The following is a 15,982-nucleotide window of genomic DNA, read 5'->3' on the forward strand; positions in this document are numbered from 1 at the left end:
AGACTCAGTATTTTACAACTTGATGATCGGATAAATTAAAAAGAAAGCGGTAACTTTCGTAAAAAATCGGACAAAGCTCGATAATCCGCCGGTAAATTCCTGGATAATAAAGGCAAATTTGCTCTTTGTGCTAACTCAGGCGGTAAGTCCAGTCTCAGTTTTAGAATGGGCTCTATCTTGTCTTTAAATTTTGCAGGATGAGCCGTCCCAAGGAATATGCCGGATTCTCCTGCTTGAAGCTGATCACGTAACAAACGATAAGCTACGGCTGCATGGGGTTCAGAAAGACAGCCTAATTCATTGAGTTCCAATAAGGTCCTTTCAGTCGTTTTGTCGTTCACCACGCCATATCCCAATTCTTTCAATGACCAATTTTTAAAACGAAACAAGGCCTCAATTCGGGGCCAGTTATTCGGTTCACTGACATCCATGGCGTTCGACAAGGTGGCTTTGGTTTTTTCAGGCCGCCATTGCCCCTCTATCAAAAAACGAGGGACGGTATCATTGACATTGGTCGAGGCAATAAATCGTTTGACCGGTAAACCCAAGGCTTTTGCCAGTAAACCGGCGGTCAGATTTCCAAAATTGCCACTTGGCACAGAGATCACCAGCTCGCTACGCTGGTTAGGAGGGATTTGAGCCACGGCTTCAAAATAATAACAAATCTGGGCAATAAGACGGCTGATGTTGATCGAATTCGCAGAGTTGAGCTTAAGGGTTTTTCTTAAAGAAGTTTCTTCAAATGCCTGTTTTACCATGGATTGGCATGCATCAAAATCTCCCTCAATCGCGAGGGTATGAATATTCTGTCCTAACGTACAAAACAGCTTTTCTTGAAGCGGGCTTATCTTTCCACGAGGATACAAGATCACCACCTGGATATTTTTCAACCCCAAAAAGGCGTTTGCCACTGCAGCGCCGGTATCTCCCGAGGTGGCTGTTAAAATAGTGATCGGATCGTTTTTACCCACTATCGACAGTATTTGCGCCATCAATCGCGCACCAAAATCTTTAAAAGCCAGGGTCGGGCCGTGAAATAATTCTAATAAAGCGATTTTGTCATCTATGCGAACGAGTGGCGCAGGGAAAGAAAACGCGGTTTTGATGGCCTGAGCCAAGGTGTTTTGAGGAATTTCATCACCAATAAAGGCGGATAAAATAGGGAGGCTCCGAGTGATAAAATCCTGCTCGAGCAACGTGGCCACTTCTTTTTGGGTGAATTCGGGTAATGTGGCCGGAAAAAACAACCCCTGCTGTTTCCCTAAACCTCGCTGCACCGCCTCCGTAAAGCTGACCTGTTCATTCTGATCTTTCAGATTATAAAATTTCATTGTGTTTTTATCCTACTGATCGTGCACCCAGGCTATCCAGGCGACAGATATGTACAAAACCTGCGTCGTTCTCTAAATAATGATGCTGGAGCCAGTCTGAGATGCTCGTGGCGGTTTTCAGGTTGGGACAAACGCTAAACAGAGTGGGGCCGGATCCAGAAATACCGGTTGCTAATGCGCCCATTTCTTTCGCTTTTTGACGAGCGGTTAAAAAAGAAGGCAGCATGCGTAAACGATAGGGTTCTGCAATGACATCTTTCATTAATTCTGCCGCTAAATCAGGCTGCTGGCTGTAACACGCATGAATAAAACCAGCCAAATAACGCCCGTGATCCACACAATCGCGTTTGGAATAGTGGGCGGGCAACACATTTCTGGCTTTAGCCGTCGAAATTTTAATGCCTGGATAAGCGAGGACCCAAAGCCAATCAGAAAAAAGGGGAATGCTCTGGCTGATCCTGCTTTGTGTGTCTAATATGAACTGCAGACCGCCTAAATAACAGGGCGCCACATTATCATAATGAACACTGCCTGAAATCAGGCCTTCCATTTCCCCCATTAAAGAAAGCAACGCGTTTTGATCCAGGGGATGCGCACAATATTCATTCATGGCCACCAAGGCCGCAACCACAGAACACGCGCTGGATCCCAATCCTGACCCCACTGGCATATTTTTCTCTAACCGCATTTGCACCGGCACATCTTTGCCTATTTTTTGGCAAAAATTTTTCCAGCACCGAAAGACGATATTTTTTTGGGGCTCTTTAGGTAATTTATCGGAAAAAGACCCTTTAATCTCCAGATCAAACTGTTCTGCCGGGGCGATGCTTAAACAATCGCCGAGTAAGGTGCCGTCAATAGGCGATATCGCCATTCCTAATACATCAAAACCCACGCCCAAATTACCAATGGATGCGGGTGCAAAAAATTTCAGCATATTTTAAACGTCCTGCTTCCAGGATAAGGCCCGTAACAGATCCGCAAAAACCCCCGCGGCCGTGACATCATTACCAGCGCCATATCCTCGTAACACCAAAGGCAAGGGTTGATAGTAACGACTGTAAAATGCAAGTGCATTTTCTCCGTCTTTAATTTTATAGAGAGGATCATGGCTGGAAACCGCTTCTATTCGTACTTTACAGATTTGATTTTCAATCAATCCAACATAGCGTAAAACCTTTTCTTGTGACCTGGCGTCTGATGCTTTTTGTTTAAAATCCGCATCTAATGAAGGCAAACGTTTCAAAAAGGTGTCAACATCCCCTGAAATATCAAAGTTAGCGGGCAACACCGACTGAACCTCAATGTCGCCTAGCTCAAGCTGGTAACCCGCTTCCCGGGCCAAAATTAAAAGCTTGCGAGCCACATCCATCCCCGATAAATCTTCTCGAGGATCCGGCTCCGTATAACCTTTATGTTTTGCGTCAAGTGTCGCTTCTGAAAGGGTCATGCCTTCATCGAGCTTCCCGAAAATAAAAGAAAGAGAGCCTGATAAAATGCCAGAAAACTGGATCAGCTCATCGCCGGCATTGAGCAAATTTTGCAAATTTTCAATTACAGGTAGCCCCGCGCCGACATTGGTATCATATAAAAATTTGCGACAGGATTGAGCGGCTGCCTTTCTTAATTCATGATAGTAGGCCATAGAATCCGTATTGGCTTTTTTATTGGGTGTGACGACATGAAAACCGTTTGAAAGCAATGTCACGTATTGGTTTGCTATGAGTGTGCTGGAAGTGCAATCTACGATGACAGGATTCAATAAACGCTGCTCTTTAACCCAATGCGTCAGCTGATTGAGGTCAGACGAAGTGTGGGCTTGTGCCAATTGCTCCCGCCAATCGTTCAAATCAATACCATGCAAATGCGTTAACATGACTTTTGAATCAATGATCCCACAGACACGCAAATCAATCTGTTTGTGCTTGAGCCAGGATTGCTGACGACGAATCTGTTCTATTAATGCACTGCCCACCCCACCGACACCAATAATAAAAACTTCCATGACTTGATCGGTATGAAAAAGCATTTGGTGACACACTCTGGCACCGGTGGTCGCCACCTCGTTTTTGACCACAGCAGAAATAGAACGTTCAGAAGAGCCCTGAGCAATCGCAATAATATTAATATTCGCTCGCGCTAAAGCCGAAAAGAAACGAGCACAAATGCCTTTCAAGGTCCGCATGCTATCTCCAATCACAGAAATGATAGCCAGATCTTCCATGAGGTCTAATGGATCTAGAATGCCTTCTTTTAATTCTAAATAGAATTCTTCTTCTAAGGCCAGGCGTGCATACAATAATTTGTTCCCAGGGATACAAAAACTGATGCTGTATTCAGAAGAAGATTGAGTGATCAAAATAACGGAGATCCCCTTACGCGACATCACTGAAAATATTCTGGCGGCAATATCGGTCATTCCTTTCATCCCAGGCCCAGATACGTTAATCATCGCGACATGATTGAGATTGGTAATGCCTTTAACAGGATATTCAGTATCACTGGCTTGTTGATGGCTGATTAGGGTACCAGGGGCTTGAGGATTGCGCGTATTTTTAATGAAGCAAGGAATTTTAAATTGCGCGATCGGGGCAATTGTACGCGGATGTAATACATTCGCACCAAAATAAGACAATTCCATTGCTTCTTGATAGGACATCGATTTCAACAGTTTTGCATCGGGAACCAAACGGGGATCACAAGTATAAACCCCATCCACATCCGTCCAGATTTCACAAAAATCTGCTTTTAAGCATGCGGCTAACACTGCGGCAGAATAATCTGAACCATTACGACCCAACAAAACACATTCTCCCTTCTCATTACCCGCAGTAAAACCGGCCATAAAAATTACATGATCTTTCGGAATCGCCATTTGAGAGATACGTAAAGAGGATTCTGCAATATCAACAGTAGATTCAAGATAATCCCCGTAAGCCAAAATTTTTTCTACAGGATTAATGACAGTAATAGACGCCTCTTTGGCCTGAAAAATAGCGGCCATAATAGCAATAGAGAGTTTTTCACCGAGGCAGATAATAGAGGCTTTCACGCTGTCAGGACACAATCCGAGCAAAGCAATTCCATCTAATTTTTGTTGAATCTGAGTCCATTCTGCCTGTAGCATTTTTTTAAGGGGATCGTAAGGCAATGAAGGATGAGCCGCGTTGAGCCCCTGTAAAAGATCAAAAAAAATGCTTTCAGCTTGTTGTAAATATTGAGAGACAGACTGACCAGAAAAGGCGATTTCAATCATGGTCAAAAGATGATCAGTGATTTTAGCGGGGGCAGAAAGCACCACCGCCACCTGGCCATGAACACGGTTACATTCGATAATATCGGCCACGCGTAAAAATTGCGACGCATTTGCTACTGAGGTTCCACCAAATTTCAGGACACGCATCTTTTATCTTCTTATCCATTTTGAAAGAAACGAATGATGCCAGATTTCATGGATTCTTCAAGATGAGATATTTTTCTATAAATGGATATGTGAGATAAAAATACAAAGCTCAAAATAAAATTGATTAGTAAAAAGCAAAATGAAATAAAAATTAATAATAAAAAATAAAAAATAACGCAATTAAATTAATTACAAATATAAGTTGCAGCTTTAAATATTTAATATAAAAAGGTTTGCTCATTTAACATTAAATATTTTAAATCGATTAAAAAATAAAAAATTATTTTTTAATATGAATATTTTTATATCTTTCGAAGATATAATGTTATTATAATACGTGTATTTTTTAAATAACTTATTGAATAAACAAAACGAGTTTAATCTCATGTATTTTTAAAAATCTATTTAAAATTTAATTTTAATTCATAAATAATAATATATTTTAAATAAAAAATATATTTAATCATTTTAGTAACAGTAATAAATTCATTTTATTATCAAGCACAGAATGTTTACATTCTTGTGTCTATTTTTTGTCATACAAAATTTTAGGTAAAAAATATGCGGGCGTTGCAAATTTTGATAGTAGAGGACGAACTCGTCACTCGTCATACATTAAAAAGTATTTTTGAAGCAGAAGGTTATCTTGTGCATGAAGCAAGTGATGGTGAAGAAATGCAAGTGATTTTATCAAAAGAAAATATCAACTTGATTATTATGGACATCAATCTACCCGGTAAAAACGGTCTTCTTCTAGCTCGAGAAATTCGTGAACAAAAAAATGTGGCGTTAATCTTTCTTACGGGGCGTGATAATGAAGTCGATAAAATTTTAGGCTTGGAAATTGGTGCAGACAACTACATCACCAAACCTTTCAATGCTCGAGAATTAACCATTCGAGCTCGTAATGTACTTTCTCGCACTATGCTCATCAGCATGCAACCAGAAAAAACTCAACGGATTGAAAGTTATCTATTTAATGGTTGGAAACTGGATATTAACAGTCGTTCTCTGATAAATCCTGAAGGGGAGATGTATAAATTGCCACGTAGTGAATTTAGAGCGCTTCTGCATTTTTGCGAAAATCCAGGAAAAATTCATTCACGTGAAACCCTACTTAAAAAAATGACAGGGCGTGAACTTAAATTAAACGATCGCACGGTGGATGTGACGATTCGCCGTATACGCAAGTATTTTGAGCTCTCTGTTGATAGAATGGAAATCATCGCTACCATCCATGGTGAAGGATATCGTTTTTGCGCTCATATAGAGACGATTGAAAACTCTTCTGATAAGGGCTTAAACGAAACATAAAATAATGAACAGTGCATTTTAATATGAAAATATTTTTGATATGAGTATGCATACCCGCCCTCAGCCCCCTGAAAATCAGGAGCAACTTTTGCTTCGAGCCCAGAGGATATCAGGTTCCTCTTTAGGGGAATTAGCCTGCCTGGCCAAATGGACGGTCCCACCTGATTTAAAAAAGGATAAAGGCTGGGTAGGTTTATTGCTGGAATATTATTTGGGGGCACGAGCAGGCAGTAAAGCTGAGCAGGATTTTGCAGATATAGGGGTTGAGCTCAAAACCATTCCTGTTGATGTTAAAGGTCAGCCTTTAGAGACGACTTTTGTGTGTTACGCCCCTTTAACTCGAAATACAGGGATTATTTGGGAAAATAGTCATTTACGAAAAAAGTTAGCAAAAGTTTTATGGGTACCCATAGAAGGTGAGCGGCAGATCCCGCTCACCCAAAGGCGTGTCGGTACCCCCTTTTTTTGGAGCCCAAATCTTGATGAAGACAAAGCACTACAACAAGATTGGGAAGAGCTGATGGAGCGAATTATTATGGGGCAAATTAATCATATCAGTGCCCACCATGGTGAAGTGTTACAACTACGTCCAAAAGCCGCGAATAGTCGTATTTTAACAGCAGCAACAGGCGAAACAGGCCAACCTATAATGACTTTACCAAGAGGGTTTTATTTAAAAAAAACCTTTACTGCCGCGATATTAGCGCGATATTTTTTACTATAAGAAAGTTAGAAATAAAAACGACTACCGAAATCTGATAAATCTAAGGTAAATCACGGATGTTGAACATGACTCAATCTAGATAAACTGATGGCCATAAATACAGGAGAAATGGGACAACCTACAATGACTTTACCAAGAGGATTTTATTTAAAAAAAACCTTTACTGCCGCGATATTAGCGCGATATTTTTTGTTATGAATGATTGAAGATTTTTAAGATAATCAAAAATCAGGGTCAAAATTTATAAAATTTAAGCGTTATTTGAAAGCTTTTTCAGTATTAAAAAGTTTACCCTTGTAAAGGGTTAGGTTAGTAAAAAAGTGCCGTCACTATTTGACTTCTTAAACCATGATAAAAATACAAGGAAATTTATAAAAATGTTAACCCCAGTAAGTTCATTATTTTTTAATAGATCAATAACAATTAAAAAAAATCTCTTCAATAAAGAAGAAACAAAGATGTCTGATTGTTTTAAATATGCATCCAATGTTTTTAAAAATAAAGCTACAGTTAACTTGATCAACAACATCTCATCAACAGATCCAGCTTTAGAGGATCTAGTCGCACGCCGCATATTCAGTGATTTTCGTGAGTACTCTAACATAAAGAATGAAAAAGAATTCATGGATATCTTACAGGCTATAATTGGTGAGAAATATAAAATAGGAAATGCTGAGTTAAAAATTATGGAATGCCCTATCAATGAAGGCAATAAAAACGAAAAAATAATTATTAAATTTGAATTGCATGACAATAAAAAGAATATATCTACTCAAGGATGTGTATTTTTTGAAAAAAAATCAGGTAAAGATAAAAGTAGTAATTTTGTAGAATTTAAATTAACCATCAACGATAAAAGATTTTTAAATAAAAAAAGTCACTTAATCGATTTTTTTAAAAATGTATTTAAAAGAATTTTTGGGTATAAGACAAAATTCGAGCTTATTAATACAAAAAAGAACCAATAGAACAAAATATTAAAAATTTTTTAGAAAAAGAAATGCAGGAGTAAGTTCAAAAACGAAGTAAAAGAATTAGAATTCATAATTAAAAAACCAACAGAAGAAAAAAAATTTTACTTAAAAATCAGCGGAAAATATAACTATTTATTTTTACAATAAAATCAACTTATAAATTAAAAATAAAAATGCAGTGATTATTTTACCTATTAAACCATCATTAAAACAAAATGCAGGCATATTTATGCAAAACTTAACACAAATATATTCATCACCTTCTTATAAACCAATAATATTTACAAAAAATCTTGTTAAGAGTAATCTTGTGCAAGAATTAAAAAATATTAAAAATGAAAATAATTTAGAAATTCCTGATTTCTCAAACATAAAAGAAAGCTTAAACTCCATCATTGGGGGAAAATATCAAATAGAAAAAGATACAAATCTCACAATTAATCCCGATGACTTTGGTTTCAATGAAGAAGATGGAGATGGATATATTAAATTTACTTTGAGTAAAAGTGATACTAGCAACAATAAAGAAACCTCTACTACTGGACTTGTTTATTTTGAAAGAAAACAAGGTAATGAAGTTGAATGCCACTTAGCTATTGATGATAAACGTTCTTTAAATAAAGAAAGTAGTTTGATAGATTTTTTTAAAAATGTATTTAAAAAAATTTTTGGCGATAAGACAAAAATTCAGCTTATTGATCAGAAAAAAGAATTAGTAGAAGAAAAAATTAGCAATTTCTTTAAAAACAAAATGCAAGATGAGTTAGAAAAAAACGAAAAACAACTAGAATCCATAATTACAAAACTAACTGCAGAAAACAACAATCTAAAAAAATTTAAAGAAAATGAATTAGAGAGTAAGGAAAAATTAAACACTCTAATAAGCGCATTGAAAGTTGAGCGAGCTGAATTAGCGGAAGGCGTAAAATTTTACCAGAAATTTTTTAATAAAAAGGAGATACTTAGAAAAAATCGGGCAACAATTCAAGCAGATTCAAACAAAGAATTATCAAAATTAAGTCAAAGAATGAACTTTCTGTTTGAACAATTTAATAATTTAAAAAAATCTCAAGAAAAAACAGCTTCTTCTGTCGTACAGAGTCTAACTGAAAAATTAAGTTCAAATGAAACTCTGAGTGATGTAGAAATACAAGAAAAATTAGATATTGCATCATCCATTTGCATGAACGCAATAAAAAAAGAATGTAGCTATATTTTAAATGAAATTAAAAATATAACGAATCAACTCGTGGAGTTAAACAATAATCAGAAACCAATTGATCAAACCACAAACTTATTAAATTTAAAAGCGAATCTAAATATCTTATCTGCTCAGATTAAAGAGCATTCGGACAACACCGAAAAACACATCATCCCTCTACTAAAAGAAAAAATTCAGTTAAATATTAAAAACGCAATATTGCTTAAAGAGCTTAGTTCTCAAGTATTGAACATGGGAAATGTTGCAGCAGACGTAGATGGGATGTCATCAATTAAAAAACTAACTGCTGAAAACGAGGATCTAAAAACAGAAAACAAAATTTTACTTGAATCTCAAAAATCAACCGAAACTGTTGCTTATACATTCATGCACGAAAATCAAATTTTAAATAACATAATAAAAAATTTAGATTCTCAAATAGAAATCTTACGTGAAAGAAACAAAAAACTAATTCAAGAAATAACTACAATCATAGGAAATGAAGATATTCAAGAAGTAAACGAAATCGTAAAATGCTGGAGGAAATCAAGAGAGTGATTGGAAAATTTATCACGTTATCAATCTGATTTAAGGCAGCACAGAAGTAACGGACCAAATAAAACTGATGAGTGAAGCACAGAAAAAAAATAAATTTTAACAAACCGAGCAGCTTCGAAAGCTTAACTTCAAGACTAGAGCTAAACAAAAGCAGTTGTTTGACACAATAAACCTGTTGCTTAATAAAAAAAACGTTTTTAGGTATTTTTTTAGGGTCATTTTTTATTATCTAGTGTGAAAAAATCACTTAAAGTCGATTTAATAGGATCTGTTTCCTAATGTCACATGGTTTATTATTAGGCAACAAGTTTAATCAACTATTCAACTCCTGCAATTCCACCTTAGGCTTAATGCTTAAGGTGGCACCAATAGAAGCACAAATAATAGCCGCTAGCCCAAACCACTGAACCCCTGTTAAATACTCATTTAAAAAAACCACACCAGAAAGCGCCCCAAAAGCCGGCTCTAAACTCATCAGTGTTCCAAACGTTCTTGCAGGCAGGCGCGTTAAAGCCACCATCTCTAATGAAAAAGGCACGACACTAGAAAGAATCGCAATCGCTATCCCAAAAGGCAACACCTCAGATGAGCATAAAGCCATTCCATTATCAATGATACCAATGGGACAAAATAAACAGGCGGCTATCAATGAACCCACTGAAACCGCGCCAGGGCCATGATGCACCCCCGTTTTTTGACCAAAAATGATATATAATGCCCAACAAGCGCCAGCCGCCAAAGCACAGGCCGCAGAAAATAAATCCACCCCCCCTGTTTTTTGATGTAATGGCAGCAAAAGCCATAACCCTAGAATGGCAAAGCCAAGCCACACAAAATCCACAATACGACGAGAAGAAAACATCACAACCGCCAAAGGCCCGGTAAACTCAAGTGCAACCGCAACCCCCAGGGGTAATTTTTTTAATGAAAAATAAAAGAGAAAATTCATTCCACCCAATGCAAAAGCATATAAAAATAACGCCATGCGATCCCCGCGGGGGAAGCGTATGCGCCAAGGCTTAAAGATGAACAATAAAATGAAAGCGCCTATGCCGAGCCGAAGAGAGGTCACCCCTGGAGCGCCAACAAGAGGGAAAAGCCCCTTTGCCAAAGAAGCGCCGCTTTGCAGCGAAATCATGGCAATCAATAAAGCGCCAATAGGCAACACAAATTTGGAAACGCGCAATTGAGTGATCCTTTTGATGTGATTAAAAATTGCCTCCACTGCTTTTTGCAAGAGGTCTATCTCATCGTGACGAATTCTTCAGCAACTGTGGGATGTATCGCAATCGTTTGATCGAAATCTTTTTTAGTGGCCCCCATTTTCATCGCCACTGCAAATCCTTGCAATATTTCATCTACAGCAAAGCCGATGCCATGAATGCCCACAATCTTTTCTTCTGATCCCAAACAAACCAGTTTCATGCGACAAGGTTGCCGGTGGCTTCCCATGGCACTATACATCGGCGTAAAAGATGAAGTGTAGACCTTAATTGCTTGCGCATCATATTTTTCTTTTGCTTGTTCCTCTGTTAGGCCCAGCATCGCGATGGGAGGATGACTGAAAACGACCGTGGGCACCTGAGTATAATCCAGGTGTTCATCAGGTTTATGGTTAAAAAGCCGTTCAGATAGCCGCCGACCAGCCGCAACGGCAACAGGCGTTAATGCGGCTGCCCCTGTGTTATCGCCGACCGCGTAGACACCAGGCTGAGTGGTATTTTGAAATTTATCGACCGCAATATAGCCTTGATCGTTCATGCGAATGCCGGCCGCCGATAAATTGAGTTGATCGATTTGCGGGTCACGCCCAATCGCCCAAATAATTTCATCTACTGTCAGTGCATCCCCTGTTTTTAATTGTAAGGTCAAACTGCTATCTGGATTTTTGATCACCTGTGCCGCTTGAGTTTCAGTGTGCAGTTTTAAGGTCGAATTGTGTATGATTTCAAGCAATGTGCTGACAATTAAAGCATCAAAATGACGCAAAGGGGCCTCATGACGCACCAGCAAATGGGTTTCAACTCCTAAGGCATTGAGAACCCCCGCAATTTCAAGTGCAATATATCCGCCCCCCACCACAGCCACCCGTTTTAGCGGCTCTTTTAAAGCAAAAAAACCATCGGAGTCAATCCCGTATGCTGCACCGGGAATATCAGGATGTTTGGGCCGTCCCCCTGTGGCAATTAAAATATGATCTGCGGTCGCTATTTTTTTAGCTGGATGGTCTTTTTCAGTGGCAATTTCAACGGTATGAGCATCGATAAAACGCGCCTTCCCTTTAACGACATCCACTTTATTTTTGGCTAAACCCCGTTGATAAGATTGATGGATTCTTTCAATATAAGCAGTTCTATTTTTGATTAAAGTTTGCCAACTAAAGGCATTTAAAGTGGTATCAAAACCATAATCCGGCCCATATGAATGGATCATCTCGGCAATTTGTGCGGCATGCCACATGATTTTTTTAGGGACGCACCCGACATTCACACAGGTGCCCCCAAGCGCTTTGGCTTCCACCAACAGACATTTTTGACCATATAACGCCGCTCGATTGACAGAAGCGATACCTCCACTACCTCCTCCAATCACGAGATAATCATAATGTTCGTTCATCAATATTTTCCTGAAATGTTATAGAGCACCTGTTATATCAGATGTGCCGTGTCATACGGCCAACCACCGTTTCTTACATGAATAAACAACGAGCTTAGCGATGGCTTTTGAATCGATTTGCCGTGTTTTCCGCGAAATGAGACATCGTGCTGACACACCTTACATAGCATCAGTTGAATGATTTTTAAATTCATTCCTTCCCAACACACCTCAGATTACAGCCTCAAAATTTCCTTCACAAAAGGGATGGTGAGTTTGCGTTGTGCACGAATGGATGCCTTATCAAGCCTATCTAGCGCCATAAATAATGACGGCATTTCTCTATCAAGGCGTTTTAACATAAAGCGTCCCACCTCTTCTGGCAACTCAAACCCTCGTAATTTTGCCCGAAGTTGCAAAGAAAGCACTTTATCATCATCTGATAAAGGCTGTAATTTGTAAATTTGCCCCCAATCCAATCGAGAAGCCAAATCAGGTAAATGAAGATGTAACTGACGGGGCGGGCGATCACCTGTCATCAGAAGGCAGGTGTGATCTTTTTCCAAAATGCGATTGTAAAGATGAAATATCCCCATTTCCCATTCAATATCACCGACAATATGTTCAATATTATCGATGCAAATCAAGGCAAGCTGCTCCATTCCTTCAAGGACTTCTACGGTGAAATAGGCGCGTTTGTCTAATGGCACATAACCCACCGCTTTTCCTTGTTTTGAGAGTGTCGAGCAGGCGGCATGTAGTAAATGGCTACGTCCTGAACCTTGTTTAGACCAAAAATAAATATAGCGACCATGAGAATCACAAAGGGCGGATTCAATCGCGGCCAATAACGCGGAATTGTCGCCAGGATAAAACCCCGAAAAGGTGGCATCATCTGGAAGGAAAAGGGGAAGTGGGAGCTGTGTAGGGTTATTCAAAAACACCTCACGAAAGCAGACCGTTGCAAAACCACACAAAGAGCGGGGCTTTCACCGCTCCGAATATGCAACACAGTTATCAGTCGATTTTGCAACAGATGAAATGAAAAACAGAATTTTTACCTGACACCCAGAAACAAAAGTATTTTAACATAGATAAATTTGACATTGTGTGAGATACAATCAGGCTCAACATCTCATCGTTTCTCTCGAAAAAATTTTTCATCAATTGCTCATTTTATAATCTGTTCGGTGCTCAAGAATGACCTGTATTTGTTTGGCCGCAACCTGCTGGGTGCACTCACCAATCTCAAAATCACTATTAAAAAGCTCTTTGCCTGTGTCTGTTAGATCATTTTTTTCCGTTATTTTTTGTATTGTGCTTACTGTTGAAGATGCATCATACATCCAATAATTTCCATCTTTACGCTTACAAAGCGTAACAAGATGCCCAGAAGTATTTCATTTTCTCAATAAAAACAATCGAGAGTCGAATTTGTCTAACTTAGCTTTGAATGAAAAAGTTTCTAGATCAAGTCGATTAGGCGGTTTTTCATATAAAAGAACATTAAACGCATTCGGCGACGAACTTTTATGTGTAATGAAAGGCCCCTGCACCGTTTTCGTGTAGTCGGAGTCATTAATAAAATAATCCCGTATAAGACTACAGTAATCTGACTGTAGGTTGCCTTCTGTAAGATGACTCGCTTTTAGGCCTCCCGTGAATTCGGGATCTAGGGCAGTCAGTACCTTATTACAAAACGTCGCTAGACCTTCAGAACAATTTTGGTTGTATACCTTGAGATAGTTTTTTACCCCTTGATCAACATCACTTCCTGTCAATTCTTGTGTAAGTTCTCCGATTAAAATTTGTTCATTTTCTTCAGGATCGTATTTAATAGATAATTCACGTAATTTATTCTGTTTTTCTTCCTACGCTTTTTTACGAGAGTTGTCTATTCACTCAGTGGATTTTTGTCAGCGGAATTTTTTGACTGAATTGAAACTATCTTGACAGAATCATTGCTTGCCTCTCTAAATTGAAGCTGAAATATTTTCTGAGAGGACGATTCGACTACTTTTCCATTTTGATTAATGCATATTCACCAGATGCATTTCCAGGCACAAGGATTTCATCCTTATTAAGCTGTATCATAGGATAATGACTCGCTTTTGATATATGAGTCATAAAAAATTTCCATTAGAACAAAAAAATAATATCTATAAAATAGATTTTTTGAATAAATGATAAAAAATGCGCAGTGAAATCTGTTATTTGAATGTGGCCTGCAACTTCTGTGTTACTGATTTTTTGTCATCTCTTTTATATCAATCAGCGCACTCGGGTTTTTCATGTATTTTGTATCTAATGATTCAGACTGGTCATGAATTTATTTATCCTGGAAGATTAATAGATATATTATATCTATTTTTCATATCAAAATAGAAAATATTTACATACATTTACGATGAAAGATCTTTACTCTTAAAAAAATGAAATAAAAACTCAAAATTTGCGATCCATCTCTCAGATTCAGGATCTGAAAACATGGTTATTAAAAATGTATGTCATGATGAGAGGAAATAGAATTGAGATGTGATTAAAAAACAGGAAAGAACAAGGATGAAAATATGGCCAGGTCAATTGCCGCCCAGAGAAAAATTATTGAAATTTGGTGCAAGTGCACTAACAGACTCAGAATTGCTCTCTATTTTTCTGAGGACAGGAACACCAGGTCTGCATGTCAGTGAAATGGCAGAAAAACTGATTGTAGAATTTGGTTCGCTCTACCATCTCATGTCGGCTGACTATGAAACTCTCTCGGCACAGAAAGGAATGGGTAAATCTAAATTTACACAAATTCAGGCTATATTAGAGTTAGCAAATCGTTGTTTTTATTCTAATTTATTACATGAAAATGTGATGCTCAATTCAAAAATCACCCAAAAATTTTTGCAAAATCTTCTTTCTCATCGGGACAGAGAAGTTTTTTTAGTTTTGTTTTTAAACAACAAAAACAGAGTGATTAGTTATGAGGAACTTTTCAGTGGCACGATTGATACTGTTGAAGTGCATCCAAGAGAAGTATTACGAAAGGCATTAACGGTGAATGCTGCCGCCATTATTTTAGCCCACAATCATCCATCAGGAGAACCTGAACCCAGTCAGGCTGATCGTCTGATCACCACTCAAATCATAGAAGCCTCTGCATTATTGGATATTCGGGTTTTAGACCATGTCGTGATTGGTCATGGAAAATGTGTTTCTTTTGCGGAACGAGGGTGGATATAAAAATATTTTTACTATTTCGCATAATTATTTTTGGGTATTGAGACTATCATCTTCAGCGCGTATAATGCCGCGTTTTGATCATTTTAACGAAAGCACAAGTCAGTTTATTAAGGAACTGAAGCTGGTTTGATTTTTTGGAGATAAATATGTCCCGAGTTTGTCAGGTGACGAAAAAACGCCCAGTGACCGGTAATAGGCGTTCTCATGCTATGAATGCAACCAAACGCCGTTTTTTACCGAACTTGCATCGTCACCGTTTTTGGATTGAAAGTGAAAAACGTTTTATCACCCTGCGGTTATCTGCCAAAGGTATTCGTATTATTGATAAAAAAGGTATCGAGGCTGTTTTAGAAGAAATCAAAGCCCGTGGTGAAAAGTATTGAGGAGCTAACATATGGCTAAAAGTGTTCGTGAAAAAATAAAATTGGTTTCCTCTGCTGGTACAGGTCATTTTTATACCACCAGCAAGAATAAACGTACTCAAACAACAAAATTAGAGTTTAAAAAATATGATCCCGTTGTTCGTCAGCATGTGATCTATAAAGAAGCAAAAATCAAGTAACTGTTTTGAATTGAAGCGTAAAGCCCACTGAGTCAAGTCAGGCTTCCGTTTGAATACAATAAAATCCCCGCTCATTATTGCAAATAAAA

Annotated in this window: 14 protein-coding genes; 7 read left to right on the plus strand and 7 right to left on the minus strand. The window is 38.1% G+C overall.

Annotated elements, in window-relative coordinates:
• Positions 1 to 35 precede the first annotated feature (35 nt).
• From thrC to thrA, 3 genes are read right to left on the minus strand one after another with little or no spacing between them, the layout of a single operon-like run.
• Positions 36 to 1,331 carry a threonine synthase gene (thrC, locus tag AACL23_RS01865; RefSeq protein WP_339049759.1) on the minus strand — a complete coding sequence of 432 codons (1,296 nt, stop codon included), beginning with the start codon at positions 1,329 to 1,331 and terminating at the stop codon, positions 36 to 38.
• A gap of 7 nt (positions 1,332 to 1,338) precedes the next feature.
• Positions 1,339 to 2,268 (minus strand): homoserine kinase, encoded by a 930-nt coding sequence (gene thrB, locus AACL23_RS01870; RefSeq protein WP_100096205.1) that lies wholly within the window; start codon positions 2,266 to 2,268, stop codon positions 1,339 to 1,341.
• 3 nt (positions 2,269 to 2,271) lie between these two features.
• Positions 2,272 to 4,734 carry a bifunctional aspartate kinase/homoserine dehydrogenase I gene (thrA, locus tag AACL23_RS01875; protein WP_100096204.1) on the minus strand — a complete coding sequence of 821 codons (2,463 nt, stop codon included), beginning with the start codon at positions 4,732 to 4,734 and terminating at the stop codon, positions 2,272 to 2,274.
• A 561-nt stretch (positions 4,735 to 5,295) separates the two neighbouring features.
• On the opposite strand from thrA, the gene arcA reads away from it, so the two are divergent.
• The 4 genes from arcA to AACL23_RS01900 all read left to right on the plus strand — a co-directional run bounded on the left by arcA (position 5,296) and on the right by AACL23_RS01900 (position 9,505).
• Positions 5,296 to 6,048 carry a two-component system response regulator ArcA gene (gene arcA / locus AACL23_RS01880; RefSeq protein WP_339049763.1) on the plus strand — a complete coding sequence of 251 codons (753 nt, stop codon included), beginning with the start codon at positions 5,296 to 5,298 and terminating at the stop codon, positions 6,046 to 6,048.
• Between the two features lie 40 nt (positions 6,049 to 6,088).
• Positions 6,089 to 6,772: a DNA mismatch repair endonuclease MutH gene (mutH, locus tag AACL23_RS01885; RefSeq protein ID WP_016857949.1), complete on the plus strand. Its 684-nt coding sequence runs from the start codon at positions 6,089 to 6,091 to the stop codon at positions 6,770 to 6,772.
• Between the two features lie 377 nt (positions 6,773 to 7,149).
• Complete coding sequence (locus AACL23_RS01895) at positions 7,150 to 7,740, plus strand: hypothetical protein (RefSeq protein ID WP_100096202.1); 591 nt, start codon at positions 7,150 to 7,152, stop codon at positions 7,738 to 7,740.
• Positions 7,741 to 7,975: 235 nt separating this feature from the next.
• A complete protein-coding gene (locus AACL23_RS01900) occupies positions 7,976 to 9,505 on the plus strand; it encodes a hypothetical protein (protein WP_339049769.1) in 1,530 nt (509 codons plus the stop codon).
• Between the two features lie 313 nt (positions 9,506 to 9,818).
• Here the strand turns inward: AACL23_RS01900 and rhtA are convergent, their stop codons facing one another.
• The 4 genes from rhtA to AACL23_RS01920 form a co-directional block, all read right to left on the minus strand.
• Complete coding sequence (gene rhtA / locus AACL23_RS01905; RefSeq protein WP_044612571.1) at positions 9,819 to 10,709, minus strand: threonine/homoserine exporter RhtA; 891 nt, start codon at positions 10,707 to 10,709, stop codon at positions 9,819 to 9,821.
• Between the two features lie 38 nt (positions 10,710 to 10,747).
• Positions 10,748 to 12,121, minus strand: a complete 1,374-nt coding sequence (gene gorA / locus AACL23_RS01910; protein WP_100096201.1) for a glutathione-disulfide reductase — start codon at positions 12,119 to 12,121, stop codon at positions 10,748 to 10,750.
• Between the two features lie 215 nt (positions 12,122 to 12,336).
• Positions 12,337 to 13,044, minus strand: coding sequence for a DnaA inactivator Hda (gene hda / locus AACL23_RS01915; protein WP_044612572.1), 708 nt, complete (start codon positions 13,042 to 13,044; stop codon positions 12,337 to 12,339).
• Positions 13,045 to 13,263: 219 nt separating this feature from the next.
• Positions 13,264 to 13,446 carry a hypothetical protein gene (locus tag AACL23_RS01920; protein WP_100096200.1) on the minus strand — a complete coding sequence of 61 codons (183 nt, stop codon included), beginning with the start codon at positions 13,444 to 13,446 and terminating at the stop codon, positions 13,264 to 13,266.
• Between the two features lie 1,216 nt (positions 13,447 to 14,662).
• On the opposite strand from AACL23_RS01920, the gene radC reads away from it, so the two are divergent.
• The 3 genes from radC (at position 14,663) to rpmG (ending at position 15,893) form a co-directional block, all read left to right on the plus strand.
• A complete protein-coding gene (gene radC, locus AACL23_RS01925; RefSeq protein WP_100096198.1) occupies positions 14,663 to 15,331 on the plus strand; it encodes a RadC family protein in 669 nt (222 codons plus the stop codon).
• 146 nt (positions 15,332 to 15,477) lie between these two features.
• Positions 15,478 to 15,714, plus strand: coding sequence for a 50S ribosomal protein L28 (gene rpmB, locus AACL23_RS01930; RefSeq protein ID WP_015874265.1), 237 nt, complete (start codon positions 15,478 to 15,480; stop codon positions 15,712 to 15,714).
• Positions 15,715 to 15,725: 11 nt separating this feature from the next.
• Positions 15,726 to 15,893, plus strand: coding sequence for a 50S ribosomal protein L33 (gene rpmG, locus AACL23_RS01935; RefSeq protein ID WP_015874266.1), 168 nt, complete (start codon positions 15,726 to 15,728; stop codon positions 15,891 to 15,893).
• The last annotated feature ends 89 nt before the right edge of the window (positions 15,894 to 15,982 follow it).

It is taken from the genome of Candidatus Williamhamiltonella endosymbiont of Tuberolachnus salignus, assembly GCF_964019775.1.
Classification (GTDB): Bacteria; Pseudomonadota; Gammaproteobacteria; order Enterobacterales; family Enterobacteriaceae; genus Hamiltonella; species Hamiltonella defendens.